Below are 26246 nucleotides of genomic sequence, written 5' to 3' on the forward strand. Positions count from 1 at the left end.
CCCAGATGTATGGATCGTTGGGTTTGAAGTTGGCGAATTGGTCCCACAGATACCAGCCGGTCATGAGACCGACCGGCACGAGGATTGCTGCAAGGAATGCGAGAGTGGTCTTCATGAGCCCTAACGCTTGAGTTAAGCGGCGGCGAAGCCGTCCGCCTTGAACGAGATGTTAGCTGCCGCCGCCGAATACTTGATGTGGACCGGCCACAGCGAACGGGTTTGCGAAGGAAACCACACCAGCCTTTATGGTGTAAGGAAAGTAAATTGTTGCGTTGTAGCCGTTATGGTGTTCGACCTCGATGGCCACGGCATCTGATTTTGATGATGTGCCAGGTGCCTGCACGCGAGCATCGTACGCAAGGGCCGTTGCACGGACCTGGCCTGCTTTTGCCTTTGCTGCAAAGCCTGCGTGCAACATGGTAATTACCTCGGCGGAGCTTGGATGCCCTTGGCCGTTGTAGCCCATTGCCGCCTCGACCTTGCCAGAGCTGGTGAGCTCTACCCCAAACGGATAGAACTCCCCGCGTTTGGACAGAGCTTGCTCTGCGAAGGGGAGGACAGCGTCTACGAGTTGCTGAGCTTCTTCTTTTGGAGTCGCAGCCATACTTAAAGCCGGCACGAAGAGGGCGAAAAAAAGCAGACCATTTTTGAAGAGTTTCATAGGCGGCTAACGCTGGAGTTAAGCGGCGGCGTAGCCGTCCGCCTTGAACGAGTGGTTAGCGCCCACCCTACGCAAAATTGATTTGAAAGTCGAAGCCTGTCACGAAGGATGAAGAGTGAAGCGCGTCCTTGTAGGACGGCAGATGCAGCACGCTCGAACTGAAGGTTTTGAAGAACATTGACACTTCGTCTTGCGGCACCGAGTAGCAATCGAGTTGCACAGTGACATGCGCGCCATTGGACTCAGGAAACTGTTGGGCGAGGTGGCCGTCAATTGCCGCATCAATGCAGCCGTAAAGCCTGCTCTGAACTCGGCTTAGATTTGCTGATACGTCCTCCCACGGCCCTTCCTCGACCAACACCATTCGCCATGGATCTTTTACGATGAAGTCGATGGTCACTTCAGACATAGGCGCTAACGCTGGAGTTAAGCGGCGGCGAAGCCGTCCGCCTTGAACGAGTGGTTAAGTGGACGCTCCGAAAGCCGCGAACACCGGATCTATGCTTAAGTCGCCGAAGTACGATTGCACAAACACGGGGTCCCCAAACTGGCGCTTACGACCGGGGGCAAGAGGAGTATAGATACTCCACACCTCGTCGACTGGTCCCGCGGCCCCTGGAAATTTCGCCTTCGCGCCGTTGCCAAACACAAACGTCAGATTCGAAGAATTGTCCACTTCGACGCACTGAACCGTGCAAGAGGTGGCTAATACGAGTGCCTTGGCTAGCTCAGCGTCTGATTGCAGATTGCTGTCAGGATCGGCCTCCGCGTTGAGGACAACGTCGTTCAACTCGGCGAGGAAGCCTGAAGAAACGGCCGCACTGTTTTCGCCAAGACTAAACGAAACCTCCCATGCGTTACGCAAGTATTCCACGCGCGTTATCCACGCACCCGCAAGCAAGCGAGTAAGACTCGCAGAGCATTGCTCCTTGGACGTGGAAACGTGCACTTGCGAATCACTCCCCATGGCCACCTAACGCTTGAATTGAGCGGCGGCGTAGCCGTCCGCCTCGAATGAATTGTTAGACCCACGCTGCACGTGAAACTCTCTGGCCACCACGAAGTTTCTGCCTGCGACGAAGGATTGCATAGGCCAACGGCTAGGGAGATGGGGCAACACTGTGAACTTTACGCCCGCTGCGCCAAGTATCGGATGAACCAATGCGACGATTGCGTTGGGTGCGCGGAGCAATAGACCGGCACCTTTTTGGAGCAGGCTAGATGGGTCTGCTTGACGATTGAGGTAGTCGTTTGACCTGCGCCATGGCCCTACGACAACGGCAACCTGAGAAGCAATACGCTCGAGAATTTGGGTGGGGTCTGTTGCAGGCGATGCGACGTAAATTGAGCTCCAAGGCTGCGAATAGTCGATTAACACAGGATGATCGGTGACCACTCCGAACTGGTCGCACTCAGGCGAGACGAAATGCTGCTCCTGTTTGTGTGCAAAGTGGAACCTGAACTCACCTGAAGAATCCGCTAGTTCCCAGAACGTGGTCTGTCGACGTGTAATGCGTGCGGTCATCACAGTGGGCCTAACGCTGGAATTGAGCGGCGGCGCAGCCGTCCGCCTCGAATGATTGGTTAGGCCTGACGAACAGCATCGGCGAAAGGCCTGAGGGATACGATGGACGGTAGTGTCTTGGGGGCCTCTCCAGCAAGGCCGTAGACTTCCAAACCGGAGAGGACGCCTGTTTGCTCATAGACAAAAATGCCACTGAGTTCGTTGGGTGCGCCAAATAGGAAGTCGGCGAGGATGTGCATGCCACCTTTGGGGTCTGGCATGCCAGGAACAGCTAGGTTGAAACTGGCACAGCCACAAGGACACTGCCAGGGAGCGACCAACGCCTGCTCCAGTTGCGGCAGGAAGGCAATTGCCCCTGGGTTGCCATGCTCCAGCATCCAGTGGACGAGGTCATGCTCTTTCGTTGTCAGCTGCCGAAGAGTGGTCACACAGAAGGCCTAACGCTGGAGTTAAGCGGCGGCGTAGCCGTCCGCCTTGAACGATTGGTTAGCCACCGGAGCTACCCAGAGCAAAGCAACTTTAGTCGAATGTCGCGGACAGTGGCCCACTTAGAAGTGTCGACTGTACCGCTGGCGGCAACTTGATAGAACTGACAATCCTCGTTGGGGCGAGGATTGATGGCGCATGTAGCTTTGTAGATAAAGTGCGGCACACCATGAGTGGCGTTGCGCTGCAGCGATTCGTTACGGCAGGCGCCTAAAAGCGAATGAAATACGAAGTCCGTTGCTTTGATGTGTTGAATAAGTGCAGCGTCGTCAGCGCGAAGATCCGACGGGAACGAGATTGCACTGCTTGGCAACGCGCCGAAGCACATGACCAATAGCAGAGCTGAACTGCGGGATCTGGCTATGACGGGATTCTTCAAGTTGATGGCTAACGCGGGAGTTAAGCGGCGGCGAAGCCGTCCGCCTTGAACGAAATGTTAGCTGCCGCGCAGCCCTACATAGGAACGTACGACCGTAAGCTCGTGACTGGTACGCATCAGAGTGCCCGACGTGTCCCGAGTGTGCACGAGGATCATAAGAGAGTTTGGGTCGCTCCAACTTATTGTGGGAACCGGAAGCCCTTGATCTCCGTTGAGGCCGTCGTATTCCAGCGGAACTGTGTAGAACCAGCCGCCCTTGCCAAGTTTCTCAACTTTGACGCTCACGCTGTTCGCAGCGAGACCGAGACCCCACCTACAAATCTGATTCTTCATTTCAGCGCGATAAAGGCCACTGGGTGAAGTCACCGCTTGTAGCGTTGACCTACAGGCTTCGGCCTCGCTGAACTCATGATGGTAAGCAGCGGCAAGAAGGCCTGCGATTGCAAGCACGATCCCTGCGCCGATTGCACCCCCGATGATGTATGGCTTGTGCACGTGGCCCCTGGCTTTGACAGCTAACGCTGGAGTTAAGCGGCGGCGAAGCCGTCCGCCTTGAACGAGATGTTAGGCAACGCTGCCGCGAAACGTCTTGAGCGCGACAAACTCGCCTGCTGTTGAGCCAAAGGCCATAGCAGCATGCCACCACACAATCATGACGCCCTGCGATGTGGCATGAGGCAACGTAAACAGTGAACCAAGGAACATGCCGCTAAGCAACAGGCTAGTTACGCGAAGGCACTGTAACGAGTCTGCCCACCACCCACCGCGAAACCCGCGCGAAAACGAAGCGGCAGGAAGACGAGTTGTTGTGCGTGAACGCGCATACCCGACCGCCAAGGACGGAAAGACGAGGAGGCCTAGGAAAGAGACGGTTACGAAAACCCAGTCTACGTTGGTGTGGCCTTGAGTTTTGCCAAAGATCGGCAGGCCACCAAGGAAGGCGGCTGCAAACGACGCTAAATACATCCATGGCCACAGTCGTTTCATTGCGCTGCCTAACGCTGGAGTTAAGCGGCGGCGAAGCCGTCCGCCTTGAACGAGTGGTTAGGTGGACGCTCCGAAAGCCGCGAACACCGGATCTATGCTTAAGTCGCCGAAGTACGATTGCACAAACACGGGCTCCCCAAACTGGCGCCTACGACCGGGGGCAAGAGGAGTATAGATACTCCACACCTCGTCGACTGGTCCCGCGACGCCTGGAAATTTCGCCTTCGCGCCGTTGCCAAACACAAACGTCAGATTCGAAGAATTGTCCACTTCGACGCACTGAACCGTGCAAGAGGTGGCTAATACGAGTGCCTTGGCTAGCTCAGCGTCTGATTGCAGATTGCTGTCAGGATCGGTCTCCGCGTTGAGGACAACGTCGTTCAACTCGGCGAGGAAGCCTGAAGAAACGGCCGCACTGTTTTCACCAAGACTAAACGAAACCTCCCAGGCGTTACGCAAGTATTCCACGCGCGTTATCCACGCACCCGCAAGCAAGCGAGTAAGACTCGCAGAGCATTGCTCCTTGGACGTGGAAACGTGCACTTGCGAATCACTCCCCATGGCCACCTAACGCTTATTAGACCCCACATTGGGCCATATGCCTCGGATGTTCAGCTCCAGGACGCTCTTCGTCAAGCGGACAAATCTCACGGACGGACAAGGGTTTGCCGCATGGTGGGCGCCGTGCGAAGGGGCGAGGATGGCCTTTGCATATTGAGTGGAGCGAGGCGCTATGTCTTATGGCCCTGGAAACGCAGGAATAAACCGTATGGTCGGTGGTTCGGCTGCACCGCGGTTGATGGACGAAGTGCGGCGGGTATTGCGGCTGAAGCATTACAGCATGCGTACCGAGACGGTCTATGTCGGCTGGATCCGCCGCTTCATCCTGGCCAATGGCAAGCGGCATCCACGCGATATGGGCGAAGCCGAGGTCGAGGGGTTTCTGTCGCATTTGGCGGTTCAAGGCAAGGTGGCGGCGGCGACGCAAAACCAGGCGTTGGCGGCACTGCTGTTCCTGTACAAGCAGGTGCTGGGTATCGACCTGCCATGGATGGAAGGAGTGGTGCGGGCGAAGCGGTCGCAGCATGTGCCGACTGTGCTTTCGCGTGACGAGATCACACGCGTGCTGGCGAGGATGGACGGCCGACCGTGGCTACTGGCGAGCCTGCTGTACGGCACCGGCATGCGCCTGATGGAAACGCTGCGGCTGCGGATCAAGGACGTGGATTTCGGGCGCAATGAAATCACCGTCCGCGACGGCAAGGGTGGCAAGGACCGCCGTACCATGCTGCCGCGATCGCTGGCCGAATCGTTGCTGCGCGAGATCGAACGTGCCCGCCTGCTGCACGAGGTTGATCTAGGCGAGGGATTTGGCGCGACCTGGCTGCCGCACGCGCTGGCACGCAAGTATCCGAATGCCCCGCGGGAGATCGGCTGGCAGTACGTGTTCCCCGCTACGCACCGTTCCCGTGACCCACGCGAAGATATCGAGCGCCGGCATCATGTTGACGACGCCATGCTCTCGCGCGCCTTGAAGAAGGCGTGCCGCGCCGCCGATATCGCCAAGCTGGTGAGTGCGCACACGCTGCGCCACTCGTTCGCCACCCATCTGCTGGAATCCGGATACGACATCCGCACGGTCCAGGAACTGCTCGGCCACAAGGATGTCGCTACCACCCAGATCTATACGCATGTACTCAACCGCGGAGGCCACGGTGTGCTGAGTCCGCTGGACCGAGGCTGAGGGCAAGCCGCGCAGAGGCGACGTCCGCACGATTCAATGGAACTGATCGCTGGCCGGCACCCACGACGAGCTGGATGAAGACGCGGGCGTGCCCGCCGGCTTGACCGGCAGTACGATGCCTTCGCAGCCGGGTGGCGGCGGGCCGCCGGCGACGCGGGCTGCGGCGCATTCGGCGCCGTTGTCGAACTTGACCATGGGTGCCGGCGCCGCACTGCTGACTGCCGGCGCCGGCGGTGCCAGCGGCCTGGCGGGTGCGAGGTGCATGCGTTCGTAGACCTTGGCGTCGACCGGCTTCGGCGGCGGGTCGGGATTCCTGCAGCCGAGCAGCGACATCGGCAAGAGCGGCATCACCGCGCATTCGACGCGCACGCCGCGCGGCAGATGGAAGGTGTGCTTCACGGTGGTTTTTTCCACGGCGTGGCGCAGCGCGGTGTCGATCGAGCTTTCGCCCTCGGGCGCCCAGTCCTGCTCGAAGCGGGTTGGCCGGTAGCCGATGTTCGGCGTGCCGTGGTTCATGATCTCGGTATCGCCGCGCGGCTTCAGTTGCACATAGCTGCCTGGCGCTCCCTGCTGCGCGCCCGCAGCCAGGCTGCCTTGATCGGCGCCGGGCCGGTTGCCGCCCGGCTGGCCGACTCCTTGCTGTTTGCCCACACCCTTGTCGCCAGGCTTGCCCCTCGTCGGTCGCGCGGTCGCCGCGGTGCTGCCTGCGTTCTCAGGCGCGACGGGCGCGCCCTCGGGTTCGCCGGGCTTGGCTGTGTCGCTGCCTTGAGGGATGGCGTCGGGTGCGCTGCTGACGTCGCGACCCGCGGCAACCTCGGCCGGACTGGGCGTGATTTCGTGCGCTGCCGCCTGCTCGGCGGTGTCGGGTGACGGCGCCGGAGCCGCCTTGCTGGCGGTGGCGGCTGTCGCAACCGGCACGGCCGGAGCGCTCGGAGGCACGCTCAGCTGGGGACGTTCGATGGACGGCTGGACGGCTATCCTGGATGCCGCATCCGCGACGTCGATCTTCACCGTCGGTGCGGCGGGCTTCGTTTGTGTCGGTACGCCAGCGCTCAGCGGCACGGCTTCGAGTTCGGCCTCGGCTACCTCGATGGCCGGCGCCTGCACCTGCGGCTTTTCCATGGGAACGGTCGGCGCAGGCATGTTCGCTCGCGCCTGCAGGTTCACACTGGGCGATGGCTGGGCGGGCAATGGAACCGGTTGCAGTTCGGGCACGGGTGGCGCGGCCGGCGGTTGCGCGCGCGCTGGCATCACGCTCGCGGGCGACGCCGTCTTTGGCACCTCGGCGTTCAGCGCCATGCTGGACACGGCGATGGGTGGCGAGGACGGGGCCGATACTTCCGGCAGTGCCAGCGAGGCCGGTGGCAGCAGCGGCTGGTTGCCTTCCAGCTGCGGCTTGCGTACCGACTCGGGCTGGAACTTCGGGGGCACTGGCGGCTGCAATGACGTGGTCGGCAGCGTCACCGATGGCGGTTCGACCGCGAGGGGTATGGGCTGCAGGTCGGGCGTCGGCGAAGGCTGCGGCAGACTGACCGGCGGCGGTGGTGCGGCCACCGGCTTCGGCACCGGTGCGCGCGGTTCTGTCGCCTTTGCGATGACCGGTGGCGCGGCGGCCGGTGGCGATTGCACCGCGACAACCGCCTGCGTATGGGCGCTGCGCTCGCGGGTGGGTGTGGGCCGGGTGCTGCGGCCCTGGTGCCGCGGCCCGCGCTCCTTCGGTGGCGTGCCGCGCACGGGTGGCGGAGGCGGCGGCTCGGGCGGCTCGATCAGGCGCACCTGCAGAAACGACTGCGGCGATTCCGGCGGCAATTTCAGCTCATACGCGGGGCCGAGCACGAAGGCGAACAGGAACAGCAGATGCACCAGCAACGCGCCCAACGCGGCCAGGATGCGCAGCTTGTTGTCGCGTGGTCGCTGGCGGGTGCGCTGGTGATAGACGCGCGCCCGCATCGCCGCCGCCAGCGGCGAGTTCAGCATGATCCGCGCTGGATTGGCCGAACGGGTGGCGGGTTGATCCGGGGGTGGCGAAGACATGCGAGCAGTGTAGCGGGCGCCGCCGTTCCGCATGACGCTCAGTGGCTGCGGTTGGCACCTGCGGCGCGCTCGCGCAGTTCGGCGTCGATGGCGCGGTTGGGCGTATCCACGGGGCAGCCCCATGCCAGCGGTTTGCCCGCCCGATACATCGCGATGCAGGCTGCTTCGTCGGGCTTCCTCGGCGCGTGCGCGGAACCGTCCAGCGGCCGGGCCGGCGCCATGCTGAGGCGCTCGTCGCCGTCCTTGGCGGAGGGCGGCGCGGGCGGGTCGCCACCGCAGCCGCCTGCCAGCATGGCGAGGGACACACCGCAATGAATGCGCACGCCGCCGGGCAGATGGATGGTCTTCTTGACGGTGGTCTTGTCCACCAGTTTCTGCAGCGCCTGGTCGACGGCGCTGCCTTTGCTCCAGTCGTCCTCGAAGCGGGTCGCCTGGTATTTGATCGGGCTGTCGTGCTGCATGATGCGCGCGTCGCCGCGCGGCAGGTTCTGCACGTAGCCAGGTGCGGGCGTGCTGGCGGAGGCCGCCGGCAAGAGCGGCTGGCCATGTTCGTCATACAGCCTTACCGCCCGGGGCGGCGTGGGCGTCGGCAGCTGCAGGGTCATCGCGTTCTTGGCCACCGGTTCGGAGCGCTTCGGCAGCGCGCGGATCTTCGGCGGCGGTGGCGGTGCCTGCCGGGGCGGCGGCGCGGCGAGGGTGGCAGGGGTGCGGGCAATGAAGCGCACCTGCAGCACTTCGCTGGCTTGCATGTCGCGGGGCGCGGCGAGCGGCGGCGGACGCATGCCATACCAGATCGCCACCATGAAAACGCCATGCAGCAGCACCGCCGCGACCAGCGCCAGCCAGCGCCATGGACGCTCGTGAGCCGGCTCGTCATCGCGGGCGCGCGGCGGCACCGCCCGCAACGGCGGGATCGATCCATCGTGCGGATCAGGCGATGGCTGACGAAGATGTGCGACCTGCGTCGAACGGACGATGGCGATGCCTCATGGAATGCGGGTGACGGCGTACAGGATGCGCGATGGTGCTTGAATCCCACCGCACCGGGGGTGCTTGCCCGGGTTTGATGGCACACCCCCTGACAGACCACGCGCGCCGCACCGCGGTTCCCCGCAGTGCAACTTGACCACGCCGGTGGTTCGCTCAAGTCTAGGCGGACGGCGCACGGCGCCGTCTCTCCGCCATGACCGCTCCCGCCCGGTGCCACGCCATGCCCTGCACCGGCGCGAGACGACCATGACGGCCCGCCATCGTCAGCCGCCAATGCGCGGCCTCATGCGGCGCCGTTCATGCCACGAGGCCACGCCCTGCATGGGAGGGTCGCATCGTGACGTATTCCACGGAAAGCATCCGCAACATCGCGCTCGCCGGACATGCCGGCACCGGCAAGACCACGCTGTTCGAAGCCCTGCTGCTGGCCGGTGGCGTGATCCAGGCACCGGGCACGGTCGAGCGCGGCAACACCGTATCGGACACCGACAGCCAGGAAAGGGCGCGCGCGCATTCGATCGACAGCTGCATCGCCGGCATGGACCGCGGCGACTGCCACTTCAACCTGATCGATACCGCCGGCTACGCCGATTTCCGTGGACCCACGCTGGCCGCGCTGGCTGCGGTGGAAACCGTGGCGGTCGTGGTCAATGCGATCAACGGCATCGAGCACGGCACCCGCCGCATGATGATGCACGCCAAGCAACGCGGCCTGGCCCGCGTGCTGGTGATCAACAAGATCGACTTCGACGGCGCCAACCTTGCCGCACTGGTGGATGCATTGCGTGATGAGTTCGGCACCGAATGCCTGCCGGTGAATCTGCCGGCCGGGCATGGCCGCCGCGTGCTGGACTGCTTCTTTCACAGCGAGGGCGCCACCGATTTCTCTTCGCTGGCCGAAGCGCACCAGCGCATCCTCGACCAGGTGGTGGAGATCGACGAAACCGTGATGGACCAGTACCTCGACGCTGGCGAAGGCGCGCTGACACCGCAGCAGTTGCACGATGCGTTCGAGCAATGCCTGCGGGAAGGTCACCTGGTGCCGATCTGCTTCGTCAGCGCGCGCACCGGCGTGGGCATCAACGAGCTGCTGGACGTGGCTGCGCGGCTGCTGCCGAATCCGGCCGAGGGCAACCCGCCGCCGTTTGCGCGCGGCGATGGCACGCCGCTGCAGGTCAGTGCCGATCCGACGGCCCACGTGATCGCCGACGTGTTCAAGATCGTCAATGATCCGTTCGTGGGCAAGCTCGGCGTGTTCCGCGTCTGGCAGGGCACGATCCGGCGCGACAGCCAGCTGCTGGTCGACCACGGACGCAAGCCGTTCAAGGTCGGTCATCTGTTCCGGCTGCAGGGCAAGACGCATGTGGAGATCGAGGCGGCGATACCCGGCGACATCGCCGCGGTGGCCAAGATCGAAGAGATCCACTTCGACGCGGTACTGCATGATTCGCACGACGAGGATCAGATCACGCTGGCCCCGCTGGTGTTTCCTTCACCGATGTTCGGCCTTGCGCTGGAGCCGAAACACACGGGTCAGGAGCAGAAGCTGTCCAACGCGCTGGCCCGGCTGGCCGAGGAGGATCCGTGTTTTCGCGTCGAGCATCACAAGGAGCTCAACGAGACGGTGGTGTGCGGATTGTCCGACCTGCATCTCAAGATCATGCTGGAGCGCATGCGCGAGCGCTACGGCGTCGAAGTGACAACCCACCCGCCGCGGATTGCCTACCGCGAAACGATCGCCGGCCACGCCGAAGGCCACCACAAGCACAAGAAGCAGACCGGGGGTGCCGGCCAGTTCGGCGAGGTGTTCTTGCGCATCGAACCGCTCGATCGCGGCGCCGGTTTCGAGTTCGTCGATGCGGTGAAGGGCGGCGTGATCCCCGGCCAGTTCCTTCCGGCGATCGAGAAAGGCGTGCGGCAGGCCATGGAACGCGGTGCGATCGCGGGCTATCCGCTGCAGGATCTGCGGGTGACCGTGTACGACGGCAAGTCCCATCCGGTCGACTCGAAGGAGGTCGCCTTCATCAGCGCCGGCAGGAAGGCGTTCATCGACGCGGTCGGCAAGGCCCGGCCGATCGTGCTGGAGCCGATCGTCAACGTCGAGGTGGCGATCCCCGAGCACAACGTGGGCGATGTCACCGGCGGCCTCGCCGGCAAGCGCGCGCGCATCCTGGGCACCGACTCCCAGCGCGGCGGCGAGCTGGTCATCAAGGCGCAGGCGCCGCTGGCCGAACTGGTCGACTACCCTACCGAACTGAAGTCGATGACCGGTGGACGTGGCCGTTACAGCCTGGACCTCAGTCACTACGAAGCGGTACCGCCCACGGTGCAGAAGCAGCTCAGCGAGGCCTGGAAGCCGCATGTGGAGGAAGAATGAGGCGCGAGGCAGGATCGACGCCTACAACCGCCCGCCGCGCTTCAGGCTGAGGTAGCGTTCGATCAGTGCGCCGGACAATTCCGCGCAGCTGACATCGAGCATGTTGATGCCTTCGCGGCGCAGGCCTTCGTGCACGCGCTCGCGCTCATTGAGGTAGTGCATCGCCGCTGCGCTGCGGATGCTGGTTTCCAGGTCGGCGCCCGGGTCGACTGCAGCGCGGTCCAGCGCCAGTTCGCGCAGGCTGACCAGCATCACCAGATGGCGCTTGGACAGCATGCTCACCGCCATGCGCAGCTCCACGTCGTCCTCGTCGCGCACGTTGGTGATCAGCACCACCAGTGCGCGGCGTTGTTGGTGCGCCTGCAATGCGCTGGCCGCAGCGAGGTAGTCGGTGGCCAGCGGCATCGCCTGCAGGTCGTAGCCGGCGCCCAGCAGCATGTCCATGCCGCCGCTGCCCTGTTGTGGCGGCAGCCAGCGTTGCTGCTGGCCGGTGCACGCCAGCATGCCGACGGCATCGCCCTGGCGCAGCGCGATGCTGGCCAGCGCCAGCGAGGCATTCAGCACGTGATCGAAATGCGCCAGCCGATCGTCCTGCGCCAGCATGCGCCGGCCACAGTCCAGCATCAGCACCACCTGCTGGTTGCGCTCGTCGCGATACTCGCGCGAGATCAGCCGGCTGCTGCGCGCGGTGGCCTTCCAGTCGATCTTGCGCAGGCTGTCGCCGACGCGGTAGTCGCGCAACTCCTGGAACTCGGTGCCCTCGCCGCGACGTCGCTGCAGCCGCGCACCGACGCTGCGCGAAGCGAGCTCCACGCTGAGCCCGGCCAGCTCGGCCAGCGAGGCGAAGTTGGGATACACCCGCACGGTCGACGGTGCGCCGACAATGCGGCGCGACGACCAGCAGTGCCACGGCGAGCTCAATTGCAGATGGCAACCGTCGAAGACGAACTGGCCGCGGGCATCCGGCGTCACCCCATAGTCGAGCAGTACGTCGCTGCCGGGCGGCAAGGAAACCTTGCACGGCATGCCGCGCACGGCCCAGCCGCCCGGATGCAGATCGTGCAGCTGCAGTCGTTGTATGCGTGTCGTGGATGAGCGCAGACGCAAACTTACCCGCGCCTCCGGTCCCAGCGGCATCACCGGCGATACGTCGCGCTGCACGCCGGGTGAAGCCAGCCGCCGCAGACGCCAACCGTCGACCAGCGCCAGCGACGCGATGATTCCGCCGCAGGCCAGCCACGCGCTCAGCGGCAGCCAGGCCAGGCTGGCCAGCGCACCGAGCACGGTCCAGCCGCACAGCAACCAGAGCAGGAGGGGAGCCGGTCGCATCATTGGCGCGGCGCAGGCACCTTGTGCAGCAGCGCGGTGAGCACGTCGTCGGGGCGCTGACGTTCGATCAGCGCTTCCGGCGCCAGCATGAGGCGATGCCGCAAGGCCGGCAACGCCACCGCGCGCACGTCGTCGGGCGTGACGAAATCACGGCCGTCCAGTACGGCCTGCGCGCGCGCCAGCCGCGCCAGCGCAAGCCCGCCGCGCGGGCCGGCGCCGCCGATCACGCCCGGCCACTCGCGCGTGGTGCGCACGATGCGAACGGCGTAGTCGGTAACCGCCATGTCCATGCGGGTAGCGGCCACACCTTGCTGCAGCGCCAGCAGCTCTGCCTGCCCCATCACCGGCCGTACCTGTGACACATCGAGGTCGGACGCCACCTTGCCGTTGACCACGCTGGCGACCATGCGGCTCTCGTCCTCCGCGCTGGGGTAGCCGATCACCACCTTGATCAGGAACCGGTCCAGTTGTGCTTCGGGCAGCGGATAGGTGCCCTCCTGCTCGATCGGATTCTGCGTGGCCACCACCATGAACGGCGCCGGCAACGCGAAGCGGCGGCCTTCGATGGTCACCTGCCCTTCCTGCATCGATTCCAGCAGCGCCGCCTGCGTTTTCGCCGGCGCGCGATTGATCTCGTCGGCCAGCAGCAGGTTGGCGAATACCGGGCCGCGACGGATCTGGAAGCGCTCGGCTTTCGGATCGTAGATGGCATGGCCGGTGACGTCGGCAGGCATCAGGTCGGGCGTGAACTGGATGCGGCCGAAGGTGCAGCCGACCGACGCGGCCAGCGCGCGCACCAGCAGGGTCTTGCCCAGTCCCGGCACGCCTTCGATCAGTACGTGGCCGGCCGCAAGCAAGGCCAGCAGGACCTGATCAAACACCTCGGCCTGGCCGATGAACGCATGCGCGACCTGCGCGCGCAGCGCCCGCGCATGCGCGCCGAGTTCGTCGATCGAAAGCGGCGCCGGCGGCGTGACCGGGGCGGCGGCAAGTGTCTCGGTGGTCATGGGCGGCTCCTGAGTCGCGCCAGGGTGAGGATGCATGCGCGAAACGCCTGTGCGTTCGCGGGTGACTGGAAGGCCTGGGCGATCTGTGCGGCACCGAGGTCGCTGCGCTCGGCCAGGCGCGCGTACAAGGCCTCGCCGTTGAGCATCGCGCAGGCCGGATCGCGCCGGCGCAGGCGCGCAAGTACCGTGTGACAAGCCAGCCCGTGCAGGCTGCGGCCGCCATCGCGGCGGTACAGGAACTCGCCGGCGGCCTGGACGTGTTCGAGCAGGGCCCGGCGATGCAGCGCCGGCGCCGGCATCAGCGGGCCCAGCCGCGCACTGCGCATGGCGGTCCAGCCGGCAAGCAGCAAGGTCAGCGCGAGCAGTGCCGGCCAGCCATCACGCACCAGCCTTTTCAGGAACGAGATGCCGTCCAGCGCATAGACCAGATAGACGCGGCCGTGGCCCATGTTGGGTGCCAGCAGGCGCCAGCCGAACTGCTGCGCCGTCGAGTGCTTCATGCCGTCGTGGGAAAGAGTATTCAAGTCGACCAGCAGGCTGACCGAGCCGCTGGCTAACCGCGTGCGGGCGAACAGGTAGCCTCCCTGCGCATCGCCGATCGCGGCCTCCACCGCCGCGCGGGCAGCCGGCCGGAGCCGGAACCGCCAGCCGCACAGCCGGGCAGCGTCCTTGTCGCCAGTGATCCCATCCGCATGGATCTCGCTGCAGGCGTAGTCAGCCCGGTACGGGTCGAGCAGACCCAGCGCCTCGAACAATGGCGTATGGACGGCCAGATCCGGGCGCCCCGGCGACAGCAGCAAGTGGCCACCGCTGCGAATCCACGCGGCAATGCGCGCGGCGTCGTCGACATCGATACGGGCTGCGTCGTCGCCGAGCACCAGCGTATCGCCCGGGCGCAACGGCATGCGTCGCGGATCGAGCGTGGTCAGCGAGGTCGCCGGCAGGTTCAGCCGATCCAGCGTCTGCTGAAGCGCGAAGAAGCGGTTGAAGCGCGCTTCGCCGGTAGCGGCCACCGGTTCGGTGATCTCCTTCTGTTCGAACAGCGTAAAGAAACCGCCCACCAGGAGCAGCAGGCCAGCGAGCACCAGCAGCGACACGTAGAGCGGCTTGCGGTTCATGCCTGCGTCCCCGCCTGCGCCGGCCAGCCGGCGAGCAGGCGCTCGATGCCGGCGTCGTCCGGGTAGCGGCCCGCATAGGCGGCGAACTGCCAGGTGCGCACGATCGCGATGATGCGTTGCGCGCGGGCCGGATCGTCGATCGCCGCGGCTCGCCGCAGCCAGTCCGCCTCGGTCGCATCAGGCGACGGTGCCACCTTCAACAAACGCGATGTCTGCGCCACGCAACCGCGGTATAGCAACGCGAGGGCTTCGCGCTGGCGCTGCGCATGCCACAGCGCACGGGTGGCGCCGGCCAGATCCGCCGGCAGTGGCGCATCTGCCACCACAGTCGGCTGCCTGTCCAGGGCCACCGCCAGCGGCGGCTCGGCCGATGCTTGCAACAGGCGCCCGCGCCAACGCCAGGCGAATCGCAGCAGGGCGCCGATCGCCACGACCAGCGCCAGCCACAGGAAGATCTTGAACACCGTGGCCAGTGCGGCGCCCAGTGCCGGAAACGGTATCGCCTGCGCGGCCGGCGTGGGCTTCGGCGTGTACTTGAACACCCACCGGCGGACGGTGTGCTCGCCGCCGAAACGCGGGTCGCGATAGGCCTGCATCGCCGCCGCGGCAAAACGCTGCCCGGCGCTGTCCGGCGGTTGGCGGAACACTTGCTGCAGCGAGGTCGCCGCGGGCTTCGGTGGGGCAGCCGCTTGTGCCGGCATCGGCCACGCACAGGCGCATGCCAGCACCACGCCCAGCAGCTTGCCCAGCCCCTGCAGCCGGGTACGCAGGCGCCGGAACGCCAGATCGATATCCCACGCTTCCAGCTGCGTGCGGCGGTTGAGATACAGCGCGAAGCCGCACGCCACGTACAGCGGCTCGATCGCGCTCATCGCCAGATAGGCCACGGCCGCACCCAGCAGAATCCATACCGTCGATGCATCACGCACGTCGTGGCGAAAAAATTCGGCCAGCGACAGCGGGCGCCATTCGTCCGGTATCAGCAACAGCGCCAGCAGCCACACGCTGAGGAACAGCACCAGCTCGAACTGCAGGCAGCCGTAGGTAAGCAGGCTGGTATCGGCCACGATGCGCCGGCGCAGCACTTTCCAGCGTGCCACGCGCTGCTTGCGTGGCGCGCCTTCGAGCAGTTCCATCGGCAGGCGCAAGGCGCGATTGCTGTCGACGCGCAGCCAGCTGAGCGCCGCCAGCGTGCTGCGCCAACGCCACTGGCGCTGGCCGCGCAGGGTTTCGCGCCAGCCCGGCGTGCGCTCGAACACCGCGCGCGACAGGACGTACAGCGGCACCCGGTCGAACAGCGGCTTCAGCCACCACATCAGCACCAGGCCAAGCCACGGCAAGCCCAGCAACACGCCCAGCGCATTGCACAGCACGAACACCGGCAAGGTGAAGGCGAACCACGCCGACCACACCGCCGCGGCATTCGCGCGCAGCATCGCCGCGCCCAGGTCGATCGCTTCGCGCGGCCCGCGCGGCCGCAGCACCACGCTGATCCGTTCAAGCTCCATGCGTGGGCGCCCTGCCGCCGCGCCACAGCCAGCCCAGCACCAGCAGCCACAGCAGCGCGCCGCTGCCGAACTTCAGCCCATCCGGCAAGGCCGCGATCGACGACCAGTACGCCTCGATGAACGCCGCCGCCAGCAGCATCGCGAACGCGCCCAGCGCCAGTTGCGCGCCGACCCAGCCGGCCGCGACCAGTGCCGGCCCGCGTCGCTGCCGGCCTGGCGCCAGCAGGGTCAGGCCCAGCCGCAGGCCGGCACCGCCGGCGATCACCAGCGCACTCAATTCGAACGCCGAATGGCCCACCACGAAACGCCAGAACGGGCCGCCGTAGCCGATCGCGGTCAGATGCCCGGCGATGCCGCCGATCAGCACGCCGTTGGCGCCCAGCACGTAGATCGCACCCACCCCGAAGAACAGCCCCGAGGCGAACGTGCGGAACGCGATGCTGACGTTGTTCATCACGTAGAAGCCGAACATCTGCATGTCGGTGCCGCTGCTGCGGCCGATGTGGGCATTCGCCGGGTCGTACATCTTCTCGAACTGCGCCAGCTGCGCGCTGCTGAACACCGTATGGGCCAGTTCGGGGCGCACCTGCATCAGCACCAGGGTGATCAGCGCGGGCAGGTAGAACAGCACCGCCGCCGCGACCATGCAGCGCCACTGCGCGCGCACCAGGCGGGGGAAACCCGCGACCAGGAAACCGGCCACCCGGTGCCAGCGCGGTGCCGGCGCCCGATACAGTACGCGGTGTCCCTGTTGCACCAGGCGCTGCAGGCGATCGGTGACTTCATGGCTGTAGCCGCGCCCGCGCGCCAACGCCAGATGATGGCAGAGGCGCCGGTACGACAGCGGAAAATCCAGCGCCTGTTCTTGCCGCAGCGTGCGTTTCGGCTGCCGCTCGAGCGCGCTCAGCCACGACTGCAGGCTGTTCCATTCGCGCTCGTGCAACGCCACGAAACGCTGCTGCTTCATGGTCGGCCCAGCAGCCAGTTGGCATGCGCGATCAGTTGCCGCACGGCTGCCGTGTCGCTGCGCGCGGTCAACGGCGTGAGCAGGTTGGCCAGTTCCTCCTGCCGCTGCAGGGTGAGCTGGCCCGCGCGCTCGGCAAACTCCACCAGCGCGGCCTGCTCGTCGGCGGCCAGCACCAGCGGCAACGGCACGGCAGCGACCGCCGGCACCTGCTGGCCCGCGGGCGGCTCGCTCGCATGGATCACCATGGTGCCCGCCACGATGTCGCCCAGCCGGCGCCCGCTGGGATCGATCAGCGTGCTGGCCAGACCCACGCCATACACACCGGGCAGCGCGTCCACCGCGCGCAGCAGGTTGCGCACTACCGATGGCAGCCAGGTCACCGGCGTGCCGTCCGCGTTGACCACGCGCAGGCCCAGTGCGCGCTTGCCCAGCGTCTGCCCGTCCAGCCAGACCTCGCACACCACCCAGTACGCCCACATCAGTGCGAACAGCAGCAGCATGGCCAGCCCGTTGCCGCCCACGCCGAACAGCGACAACGGGATCATGGCCACCATGAACACGCCCATGCGCAGCAGCAGGTCGACCATCCATGCCTGTGCGCGCGGCAAGGCGCCTGCCGCGCGCAGATGCAGGGAGATGCCCTCGGGCGTCTCGATCTCGCGAACGGTGTCGAGCATCAAGCGTCGACGACGATGGTGTCAGCGATCAGGTCGTGCAGGCAGCGGCGTTCCTTGCCGAAGATCAGCAGCGGGTCGACCAGATTGACCAGCCGGCCCACGCCGGGAATCATGCTGATCAGCACGACCGGCATCACGCGCAGGAAGAGGTAACGGGCCACGCCGACGCGGCTGCCGTCGGTGCGCACGATGGCAATATCCAATGCACGCTTGCCGATGGTCTGGCCGCTGCGGTGGATCATCATGCAGTTGACGACGAAGATGCCGATCAACAAGGCCAGCCCCAGCAGCACGACGCCCACCATCGGCGCGACCGGCTTCAGCCCGTGCCTGACGTCGCCCGCCATGGTGGCGCCCCAGATGATCGGGAGAACCCAGATCAGGTTGATCACCCCGTCCAGCAGTGCAGCACCAAAGCGCTTGCCGCGGGTGGCCTTGCGGTTCTCCAGATCGTGCGCGTCCCACGCGGCCACATCGTCGACCACCGCCGCTGGCGCGGCGTACGGATTCGTTTCCATCGCTTCGTTCCCCTTGTGCTGCCCTCGCCGCCCTCCCCCATGTCGGGCAACTCGCCAGAGTATAGAAGTGAATTTTGATCGTTGCCTACCGCTTCGGCTTTAGCAGGGTGCCGGTGCACCTGGGCGACCCGCACAGGCACGCCCACAGCTTTTTCAGACGTGCGGTATGCGGCACGTCGAGCACGATGCCGTAATCGTAGGTGAGCTCTTCGCCGGGCTTGATGTTGCGAATCGCCTCGATCAGCACCCTGTCCTTGCGCGGATCGCCGCTGGCGCTTTCCTCGACGACGGCCCGGCAGTTCGGCGCGCAGCTGTGGTTGATCCAGCGCGCACTGTTGCCGTGCTCGTTGGCGTCGATGATGTAGTCGTCGTTGAGCGTGAACAGAAAGGTGTGGCCGGTCTCGCCGCCATCACCGTACAGCTCGTCGGCCTCGGCGTGGGTCCGCAGCGTGCCCTTGTACTGGATGATTTCCTCACCCTTGGCGATAGCGCTCACGGCGAAGACCCCGTTGCCGTGGATCGGTGAGCGGCGGGCGATGATGCGGCGTGCTGGATGGGTGCGGGCTGACGGCATGGGCGAATCTGCTGGCTCGAAGAATGGGAGCGGCGATGATGCCCGTTGCGGAGCGTCATGGGAATTTCCGCCAACTTTGCTAAGATTCAAACAATCGTTTGAGGTGAAGCCATGAAACGACTGCTGCACGGATTCTTGCTCGTCCTGCTGAGCGCCGGCGTGGCCGCCTGTGGCCCGGCGAAGAAAAGCATCTACCCGCCCACGCTGAGCATCCAGCAACTGTCGGTGCTGCCCAGCGGCCAGTGGCGGTTGACCGTGCGCATCCAGAACAACAGTTACGCGGAGATGGATTTCAAATCGCTGGACGGCCAGTTGCAGATCGCCGAACTGGTGCCGATCCGCCTGCATCAGACCTTCGCCCGCGACATCCCCGCGCTCGCCGGCGACGTGATCCAGCTCGACGTGCTGCCCACTACCGCCATGACGCAGGCGCTGCAGGCGATCGCGGGCAAAGGCAGTGCCGGCGCGCTGGCCTACCGCGTCAGTGGCAGAGCCAATGCCAAGCCCGAACAGGAGGACGCGCCGCGCGCGTTCGACTTCAGCGGCAGCGACTGGCTCTCGCCGGTGCCGGGCATTCCCGGCACGTATCGCTGACCCTACCTACGTCACCTCCTCATCGCCCGTCACCCTTACCCCAGGAATCACCATGACCGCTTACAAGGCTCCCCTCGACGATCTGCGCTTTGCCCTGTTTGACGTGCTTGGCGCTGAAAGCACCTTGACCGGCCTGCGCGATGGCGCGGCGCACAGCCGCGACCTGCTCGACGCCGTACTGGAAGAAGCCGGCCGTCTCAGCGAGCAACTGCTGGCGCCCACCAACGGCCCGGCCGACGAGGAAGGCTGCCGCTTCGACAAGGCCACCCAGACGGTGACCACGCCGAAGGGCTTCAAGGAGGCGTTCAAGCAGTTTGCCGAAGGCGGCTGGACCGGCTTGACCAACCCCGAGGCCTACGGCGGCCAGGCCTTGCCCAATGTGCTGGGTACGGCGACCACCGAGATCTTCCAGTCCGGCAACCTGGCCTGGAGCCTGTATCCACTGCTGTCCGAAGGGGCCACCCACGCGCTGGAAGTCCACGGCGAGGAGTGGCAGCGCGAGCGCTTCATGAAGCCGATCGTCGCCGGCCGCTGGACCGGCACCATGTGCCTGACCGAACCGCAGGCCGGGTCCGACCTGGGCCTGCTGAAGACCCGTGCCGAACCGGGTGAGAACGGGACCTGGAAGATCACCGGCACCAAGATCTTCATCAGTGCCGGCGAGCACGACCTCACCGAGAACATCGTGCACCTGGTGCTGGCGCGCCTGCCCGACGCGCCCGAAGGCAGTCGCGGCATCTCGATGTTCATCGTGCCGAAGTTCAAGGTCAACGAAGACGGTTCGCTCGGCGCGCGCAACACGGTGGCTGCCGGTGCGATCGAACACAAGATGGGCATCCATGCCTGCTCCACCTGCGTGATCAACCTGGATGGTGCCGAGGGTTACCTGATCGGCAAGCCGCACAAGGGCCTGATGGCGATGTTCACCATGATGAATGCGGCACGCCTGTCAGTCGGCGTGCAGGGGCTGGCGCTGGCCGAGCGCGCATTGCAGAACAGCCTCAACTACGCGCGGGAGCGGCTGCAGTCGCGCGCGCTGTCCGGCCCCAAGTTTCCCGACAAGCCGGCCGACAACCTGCTGGTGCAGCCGGACGTACGGCGCATGCTGCTGACCCAGCGCGCGTTCGTCGAAGGTTCGCGCGCGCTGCTGCTCTATACCGCGCTGCAGACCGATGTGGAGGCGCGCGCCACCGACGAGGCGGCACGCAAGACCGCCGGCGAGCTGGTCGCGTTCCTGATTCCGATCGCCAAGGGCGTGGTCACCGAGCTGGCCCAGGAGTGCACCAAGGAGGCGCTGCAGATCTACGGCGGCCATGGCTACATCGCCGAGAACGGCGTGGAGCAGTTTGTGCGCGATGCCCGCATCATCACCTTGTACGAAGGCACCACCGGCATCCAGGCGGCCGACCTGCTGGGCCGCAAGATCCTCCAGCTGCAAGGTGTCGGCTTCAGGCATCTTCTCGAGGAGATCAGCACGTTCTGCCAGCAGCACGCGAGCGACGAATCGCTGCGTGCGTTCATCGCCCCGCTCGCCGTCGCCACCAAGAACTGGAGCGAGCTCACCCTGAAACTCGCCCAGCGCGTGCAAGCCAACCCGGAGGAACTCGGCGCCGCCGCGGTCGACTACCTCTACTACTCAGGCTACGTCGCGCTGGCCTACATGTGGGCCCGCAGCGTGGCGGCCAGTGAAACCGGCGCGCATGCCGCTGCCTTCCGGCAAGCCAAGCGCGACACCGCGACGTTCTATTTCGCGCGCATCCTGCCGCGCTGCCTGACCCACCAGGCGGCGATCGAGGCGGGTGTGGATACATTGCCGTCGATTGCCTGATGCGTCAGTAGAGGCAACCAGGAACAAGCCCGGCCCGCCGGCTCGGCCCAAGGCCTCGCCGTCGATTGACGTCAGCACGGGTGTCGAACCGGGTCACCTTTGGCTCAGCAGCGACACCGACTGCGCGCCGGCCCGTGCTTCCGGGACTCCGCGGCCCCGGCCGCCGCACGACCCTTCTCACGACCCATACGCATCCCGGCACGGCGCGTCGGCCATGCGCAGGTATTGCTCGATCATCGCCTCATGCGCCGCCGCAGCCTGCAGGAGTTCCCGCGCCAGCGCCTCCTGCGCAGCGGCGACGGTGGACGGTGCCGGCCTGGCGGGCGGCGCCTTGGCGATCCGCAGGTCCGGCGCAGCGGCCCTGGCCGGTTCGGACTCGAGCAGATAGGAGATGTCGTAGGCTTGTTCGCTCATGCCCCCAGCAAAGCAACAGGCTTGCCAACTTCCCCCGGCACTTCCCCGGACCGCCATTGGCGTTACCCTGAGCGCGTCGTCCATCGGGGGATCGCCATGACATCGAATCGCACCACTGCCGCGTTACAGCCCATGTTGTTCGCCCTGCTGCTCATGCTGAGCGGCGCGCTGCAGGCCGCCGACACGCCGCCGCAAGCGAAATACCCGGCCTACCCCAGCGAGACCCCGGCGAAGTTCGTGCCGGCCACCGGCAGCTTCGACTACGTGCAGCGCGACGTGATGATCCCGATGCGCGACGGGGTAAAGCTGCACACCGTCATCCTGATCCCGAAGGGCGCGCAGCACGCCGGCATCCTGCTCACCCGTACGCCGTACGACGCCAAGGCGCTGACCACGCACACCATGAGCGGGCACCTCGGCCCGATGCTGCAGGGCTACGACAACGCCACCGACGTCATCGTCGAGGACGGCTACATCCGCGTGGTGCAGGACGTGCGCGGCAAGTACGGTTCCGAAGGCGACTACGTGATGAACCGGCCGGTGCACGGGCCGCTGAACCCGACGCCGGTGGACGACGCGACCGACACCTACGACACCATCGACTGGCTGGTGAAGAACATCCCCGAGTCGAACGGCAAGGTCGGCACGCTGGGCATCTCCTACGACGGCTTCGAGCCGCTGATGGCGCTGGTCAATCCGCATCCCGCGCTGAAGGTGTCGGTGCCGATGAACCCGATGGTCGACGGCTGGATGGGCGACGACTGGTTCCACAACGGCGCGTTCCGCCAGCAGAACCTGAGCTACATCTACGAACAGACCGCCAGCCGCGACAACTCCATCAAGTGGTGGACGAACTACCACGACGAGTACGACCAGTTCATGCACTACGGCTCCGCCGGCGCGCTGGCCCACGCCTACGGCATGGAACAGCTCGGATTCTGGAACAAGATGCTGGCGCACCCCGCCTACGACGGTTTCTGGAGCGAGCAGGCGGTGGACAAGCTGCTCGCCGCGCAGCCGCTGAAAGTGCCGGTGATGCTGGTGCACAGCCTGTGGGATCAGGAAGACAGCTACGGCGCGCTCGCCGTGTATCGCGCGATCAAGCCTAAGGACACCAGCGGCAACATGGTCAGGCTGGTGATGGGCCCGTGGCATCACGGCCAGGAGATCGACGAAGGCAGCTCGCTCGGCGCTGTCCGGTTCGGCAGCGACACCGCCCGGTATTTCCGCGAATACATCCTGCGCCCCTACCTCGCGCAATACCTCAAGGACGGCGCACCCAGGGCCGACCTCGCCGCAGTCACCGCCTACCAGACCGGCAGCAACCAATGGCAACGGCTGGATCGCTGGCCGCTGGCCTGTGCGGCCGGCTGCCCGGCCAGGAGCCGCGCGCTGTACCTGGAGGCCGGCAACAAACTCGGCTTCACCGCGCCCGCTGCCGGCAATGATTACGACGAATACGTGTCCGATCCCGCGCACCCGGTGCCGTACCGTGCGCGGCCGATCCAGCCGATGGGTTACGACGTCGGCCAGACCTGGTCGCAATGGCTGGTCGACGACCAGCGCGAAGCCTCCGGTCGCACCGACGTGCTGAGCTATGTCTCCGACGTGCTCACTGCGCCGCTGAAGATCAGCGGGGCGCCGGAAGTGAACCTGGTCGCCTCCACCAGCGGCAGCGACAGCGACTGGGTGGTCAAGCTGATCGACGTCTATCCCGACCAGGTCGCCGGGGAACCGGAGATGGGCGGCTACCAGCTCGCCGTCGGCATGGACATCTTCCGCGGCCGCTACCGCGAGGGCTTCACCCAAGGCAAGCCGATCGCCGCCGACCAACCGCTGCCCTACCGCTTCGCCCTGCCCGCCGCCAACCATGTCTTCCTGCCCGGCCACCGCATCATGGTGCAGGTGCAATCCAGCTGGTTCCCGCTGTACGACCGCAACCCGCAGACCTTCGTGCCGAACATCTTCCTGGCCAAGCCGGCGGACTACGTCAAAGCCACGCAGCGCGTGTACCACGCACCGGCGCAGGCGAGTTTCATCGCGTTGCCGGTCATCGATTGAACCGCCCGGGGTGAGTGCCTGCCATCGCGCTGCGAGGTGGACCACGCCTCGCAGCAGCGCCCTTGGGTCGTGGCGGCAACAACCGCCTCGACCAATCGCCGTGCGGCGGCGACAATGGCGTTTCCTCTACGGTGGTCGCCATGATCGCCACGCCGGCGCTCCCCGCATGAACCCGATCCCCTCGCGACGCTCCCCACATGGCGTCGGCCTGCGCGTCATCGCCATCTATGAAGCGGTGAAGACCGTCGGCCTGCTGCTGGTCGCGGTGGCGGCGTTTCATCTGAACCGCACGCAGAACTTCGACCACCTCATGCACTGGCTGGAACATCTGTCGCTGGCCGACAGCAACGGCCTGCGCTGGAAGCTGGTCGATCTGCTGCAGCAGATGGGTCCCAGCAAGTTCGTGGCGATCGGCATCGTGGCGCTGGCCTATGCGCTGATCTTCGGCATCGAGGGCGTCGGCCTGTGGCTGGGCAAGTACTGGGCGGAGTGGTTCACCGTGATCGCCACCGGCTCGCTGATCCCGCTGGAGCTGTACGAGACCCTGTACCACTTCGGCTGGCTCAAGCTGGCCACGCTGCTGGGCAACGTGGCGATCATCATTTATCTGGTGCGTGTCGCGCGACAGCCGCGAAGCGCGGACTGAAGCCGCTCACACCTCGTGATGCACGGCCTCGCTGGGCAGCTCGCCGGCAACACCGCGCCGCGGCATCAGCTCAACCAGGTACATCGCAGCCAGGATCAGCCCGCCGCCGAGCAGCATGCGCCAGCTCAGCACGTCGCTGCCCAGCGCCACCGCGAAGGCGGCGGCGAACACCGGCTCGGTGGTCATCACGATCGCGGCGCGGGTCGCCGGCAGATGCGACTGCGCCCAGGTCTGCATCAGCATCGCGCCGGCGCCAGCGACCAGGGCCATGTACAGCACGGCAAACCATGCGCCGGGGTCGGGCGGCAGCAGCGGTCCGCGCGGCGCGGTGGCAAGCAGGCAGACTGCGGCGATCGCCACCATCTGCACCGCCGACATGCCGAACGCTTCGCCCTGGCGCGACCACTGGCCGAGCCCGACGATGTGCAGCGCATACAGCACTGCCGACGCCAGCGTCAGCCACACGCCGAGGTCCACCGAGACGCCGTTGAGCGACAGCAGCGCCAGCCCGGCGGTGGACAGCAGCACCGCCAGCCAGACCACGCCGGCCATGCGCTGGCGCAACAGCAGCATCGCCAGGATCGGCGTGAACACTACATACATGCCGGTGGCGAAACCGCTGACGCTGGGCGCGATCAGCGACAACCCCCAGGTCTGCAGCAACTGGCCGGCGCCGTACACCGCGCCGAGCAGCAGGCCGCGCGCGGTCTGCCGCCGGCCGAGCCGCAGCACCGGCCGGGCGAACAGCAGCAACATCACCAGCGCGGCGATGACGAAACGCACGGCGAGGAAATCCGCCACCGGCATGCGCCCGACCACGTCCTTGATCAGCACGAAGGTCGAGCCCCATACCGCGGTCATCGCAAGCAGGCCGAGCGTTGCCAGCGCGCCGATCCGTCGCGACGCCGTCATCGACGCAGCAGCCGCCACAGCTGGCCTGGCACGCACAACAGGAAATGCGACCAGATGCCCAGCCAGACCGCGCCGGCGACCAGCGGGTTGCGCGCGGCCGGATCGTGCTGGCGAAACCAGCGCCACATCCCCCGATGCTTGTAGCGGCTGACGAACACCGGACGATGCCGGCTCGATCCACCCTTGCCGTGGTGGACGCGGATATCGCCGGCCAGCAGCACCTGATATCCCAGATCGCGCACGCGCCGACACAGGTCGAGATCCTCGCAATGCAGGAAATAGCCCTCGTCGAAACCGCCGAGCCGCTGGAACACCGCATGAGGCAGCAACATCAGCGCGCCGGATACCGCCTCCACCTCGATGACCTCGGCAGGAATCGGTTGGTCGACGTTGATCCTCTCGCCGGGGCGGTCGAGCAGGCTGTTGATCGAGCGCTGCAGCAGCGGATCGCGCCGCCAGGAAGCGGGGTCGACGACACCCTGCGCATCGGCGACCGCCACTCCGATCAGGCCGGCCTTCGGCCTGCTGGCAAGCAGGGCCAGCAGGCGGGGCAGGTCGTCGCCGCGCAACACGCAATCGGGGTTGAGCACCAGCAGCGCCTGGCCGCGCGCCTGCCCGGCGGCGAGATTCACCGCCGGGCCGAAACCCAGGTTGCGATGGTAGTAGATCACCCGCAGCCGGGCATCGTTCGCGTGTGCCCGCTCGATCGCCGCGGGCATGCCGTCGCGCGAGGCGTTGTCGATCAGGATCAGTTCCAGCGACACGTGGCTGCGCAGCACCGAATCCACGCATTCGCGCAGCGCGATCCCGCTGTCGGCGGAGACCACGATCACGCTGAGGGCCAGCGGGAACGGTGATTGGTTGGAGTCGGTCATGGCCATCGCGCCAGTATGCGCGGAGATGCCCGGCC

Annotated in this window: 25 protein-coding genes; 6 read left to right on the plus strand and 19 right to left on the minus strand. The window is 65.9% G+C overall.

Translation table 11 applies throughout. From position 1 onward, the window contains the following. Positions 1–169: 169 nt before the first annotated feature. The 6 genes from ACFPME_RS11715 to ACFPME_RS11740 all read right to left on the minus strand — a co-directional run bounded on the left by ACFPME_RS11715 (position 170) and on the right by ACFPME_RS11740 (position 4506). Positions 170–661, minus strand: a complete 492-nt coding sequence (locus ACFPME_RS11715; protein WP_377305470.1) for a hypothetical protein — start codon at positions 659–661, stop codon at positions 170–172. Between the two features lie 67 nt (positions 662–728). Further along, entirely contained in the window at positions 729–1070 is a 342-nt protein-coding gene (locus ACFPME_RS11720) for a hypothetical protein (protein ID WP_377305472.1), read from the minus strand. 54 nt (positions 1071–1124) lie between these two features. Beyond that, positions 1125–1535 carry a hypothetical protein gene (locus ACFPME_RS11725; protein ID WP_377305474.1) on the minus strand — a complete coding sequence of 137 codons (411 nt, stop codon included), beginning with the start codon at positions 1533–1535 and terminating at the stop codon, positions 1125–1127. A gap of 99 nt (positions 1536–1634) precedes the next feature. After that, positions 1635–2186, minus strand: a complete 552-nt coding sequence (locus ACFPME_RS11730) for a hypothetical protein (protein WP_377305476.1) — start codon at positions 2184–2186, stop codon at positions 1635–1637. A gap of 59 nt (positions 2187–2245) precedes the next feature. Beyond that, positions 2246–2614, minus strand: coding sequence for a hypothetical protein (locus ACFPME_RS11735; RefSeq protein WP_377305478.1), 369 nt, complete (start codon positions 2612–2614; stop codon positions 2246–2248). Between the two features lie 1481 nt (positions 2615–4095). Then, positions 4096–4506, minus strand: a complete 411-nt coding sequence (locus ACFPME_RS11740) for a hypothetical protein (RefSeq protein ID WP_377305480.1) — start codon at positions 4504–4506, stop codon at positions 4096–4098. Between the two features lie 301 nt (positions 4507–4807). Between ACFPME_RS11740 and ACFPME_RS11745 the strand changes: the two genes are divergently transcribed. Further along, a complete protein-coding gene (locus ACFPME_RS11745; RefSeq protein WP_377305482.1) occupies positions 4808–5782 on the plus strand; it encodes an integron integrase in 975 nt (324 codons plus the stop codon). Positions 5783–5815: 33 nt separating this feature from the next. On the opposite strand, the gene ACFPME_RS11750 is transcribed toward ACFPME_RS11745, so the two are convergent. Together ACFPME_RS11750 and ACFPME_RS11755 are read right to left on the minus strand one after the other, a co-directional pair. Further along, positions 5816–7816 carry a hypothetical protein gene (locus tag ACFPME_RS11750; protein WP_377305484.1) on the minus strand — a complete coding sequence of 667 codons (2001 nt, stop codon included), beginning with the start codon at positions 7814–7816 and terminating at the stop codon, positions 5816–5818. 38 nt (positions 7817–7854) lie between these two features. Then, complete coding sequence (locus tag ACFPME_RS11755) at positions 7855–8712, minus strand: hypothetical protein (protein WP_377305486.1); 858 nt, start codon at positions 8710–8712, stop codon at positions 7855–7857. Between the two features lie 431 nt (positions 8713–9143). On the opposite strand from ACFPME_RS11755, the gene fusA reads away from it, so the two are divergent. Then, positions 9144–11183, plus strand: a complete 2040-nt coding sequence (fusA, locus tag ACFPME_RS11760; RefSeq protein ID WP_377305488.1) for an elongation factor G — start codon at positions 9144–9146, stop codon at positions 11181–11183. A gap of 21 nt (positions 11184–11204) precedes the next feature. Here fusA and ACFPME_RS11765 read toward each other — a convergent pair whose 3' ends face one another. From ACFPME_RS11765 to ACFPME_RS11800, 8 genes are all read right to left on the minus strand, one after another. Beyond that, positions 11205–12512 (minus strand): DUF58 domain-containing protein, encoded by a 1308-nt coding sequence (locus ACFPME_RS11765; protein WP_377305490.1) that lies wholly within the window; start codon positions 12510–12512, stop codon positions 11205–11207. Continuing rightward, positions 12512–13519, minus strand: coding sequence for an AAA family ATPase (locus tag ACFPME_RS11770; protein WP_377305492.1), 1008 nt, complete (start codon positions 13517–13519; stop codon positions 12512–12514). Before ACFPME_RS11770 ends, ACFPME_RS11765 begins: the two co-directional genes overlap by 1 nt. Next, the gene (locus ACFPME_RS11775; protein ID WP_377305494.1) at positions 13516–14637 is read right to left on the minus strand and encodes a hypothetical protein; all 1122 of its coding nucleotides are present in this window, start codon (positions 14635–14637) and stop codon (positions 13516–13518) included. Before ACFPME_RS11775 ends, ACFPME_RS11770 begins: the two co-directional genes overlap by 4 nt. After that, a complete protein-coding gene (locus ACFPME_RS11780) occupies positions 14634–16145 on the minus strand; it encodes a DUF4129 domain-containing protein (protein ID WP_377305496.1) in 1512 nt (503 codons plus the stop codon). The genes ACFPME_RS11775 and ACFPME_RS11780 overlap by 4 nt, the downstream gene beginning before the upstream one ends. Further along, positions 16135–17112 carry a stage II sporulation protein M gene (locus ACFPME_RS11785; protein WP_377305498.1) on the minus strand — a complete coding sequence of 326 codons (978 nt, stop codon included), beginning with the start codon at positions 17110–17112 and terminating at the stop codon, positions 16135–16137. The genes ACFPME_RS11780 and ACFPME_RS11785 overlap by 11 nt, the downstream gene beginning before the upstream one ends. Beyond that, positions 17109–17789: an RDD family protein gene (locus tag ACFPME_RS11790; RefSeq protein ID WP_377305500.1), complete on the minus strand. Its 681-nt coding sequence runs from the start codon at positions 17787–17789 to the stop codon at positions 17109–17111. The genes ACFPME_RS11785 and ACFPME_RS11790 overlap by 4 nt, the downstream gene beginning before the upstream one ends. Beyond that, positions 17789–18307: an RDD family protein gene (locus ACFPME_RS11795; protein ID WP_377305502.1), complete on the minus strand. Its 519-nt coding sequence runs from the start codon at positions 18305–18307 to the stop codon at positions 17789–17791. The genes ACFPME_RS11790 and ACFPME_RS11795 overlap by 1 nt, the downstream gene beginning before the upstream one ends. 85 nt (positions 18308–18392) lie before the next feature. Continuing rightward, positions 18393–18881, minus strand: coding sequence for an SET domain-containing protein (locus tag ACFPME_RS11800; protein ID WP_377305504.1), 489 nt, complete (start codon positions 18879–18881; stop codon positions 18393–18395). A 111-nt stretch (positions 18882–18992) separates the two neighbouring features. On the opposite strand from ACFPME_RS11800, the gene ACFPME_RS11805 reads away from it, so the two are divergent. Together ACFPME_RS11805 and ACFPME_RS11810 are read left to right on the plus strand one after the other, a co-directional pair. Continuing rightward, positions 18993–19475: a hypothetical protein gene (locus ACFPME_RS11805; protein ID WP_377305506.1), complete on the plus strand. Its 483-nt coding sequence runs from the start codon at positions 18993–18995 to the stop codon at positions 19473–19475. Positions 19476–19527: 52 nt separating this feature from the next. Next, the gene (locus tag ACFPME_RS11810; RefSeq protein WP_377305508.1) at positions 19528–21303 is read left to right on the plus strand and encodes an acyl-CoA dehydrogenase C-terminal domain-containing protein; all 1776 of its coding nucleotides are present in this window, start codon (positions 19528–19530) and stop codon (positions 21301–21303) included. 177 nt (positions 21304–21480) lie between these two features. Here ACFPME_RS11810 and ACFPME_RS11815 read toward each other — a convergent pair whose 3' ends face one another. Next, the gene (locus tag ACFPME_RS11815) at positions 21481–21717 is read right to left on the minus strand and encodes a hypothetical protein (RefSeq protein WP_377305511.1); all 237 of its coding nucleotides are present in this window, start codon (positions 21715–21717) and stop codon (positions 21481–21483) included. A 132-nt stretch (positions 21718–21849) separates the two neighbouring features. On the opposite strand from ACFPME_RS11815, the gene ACFPME_RS11820 reads away from it, so the two are divergent. After that, on the plus strand, positions 21850–23778 hold the full coding sequence (locus ACFPME_RS11820; protein ID WP_377305513.1) for a CocE/NonD family hydrolase: 1929 nt from the start codon (positions 21850–21852) through the stop codon (positions 23776–23778). Positions 23779–23944: 166 nt separating this feature from the next. Further along, positions 23945–24424: a DUF2127 domain-containing protein gene (locus tag ACFPME_RS11825; RefSeq protein WP_377305515.1), complete on the plus strand. Its 480-nt coding sequence runs from the start codon at positions 23945–23947 to the stop codon at positions 24422–24424. A gap of 6 nt (positions 24425–24430) precedes the next feature. On the opposite strand, the gene ACFPME_RS11830 is transcribed toward ACFPME_RS11825, so the two are convergent. Continuing rightward, positions 24431–25336, minus strand: coding sequence for a DMT family transporter (locus tag ACFPME_RS11830; protein ID WP_377305517.1), 906 nt, complete (start codon positions 25334–25336; stop codon positions 24431–24433). After that, positions 25333–26211: a glycosyltransferase family 2 protein gene (locus ACFPME_RS11835; protein WP_377305519.1), complete on the minus strand. Its 879-nt coding sequence runs from the start codon at positions 26209–26211 to the stop codon at positions 25333–25335. The genes ACFPME_RS11830 and ACFPME_RS11835 overlap by 4 nt, the downstream gene beginning before the upstream one ends. Between the last annotated feature and the right edge of the window lie 35 nt (positions 26212–26246).

The sequence above is a fragment of the Rhodanobacter umsongensis genome (assembly GCF_042654965.1).
Taxonomy (GTDB): Bacteria; Pseudomonadota; Gammaproteobacteria; order Xanthomonadales; family Rhodanobacteraceae; genus Rhodanobacter; species Rhodanobacter umsongensis.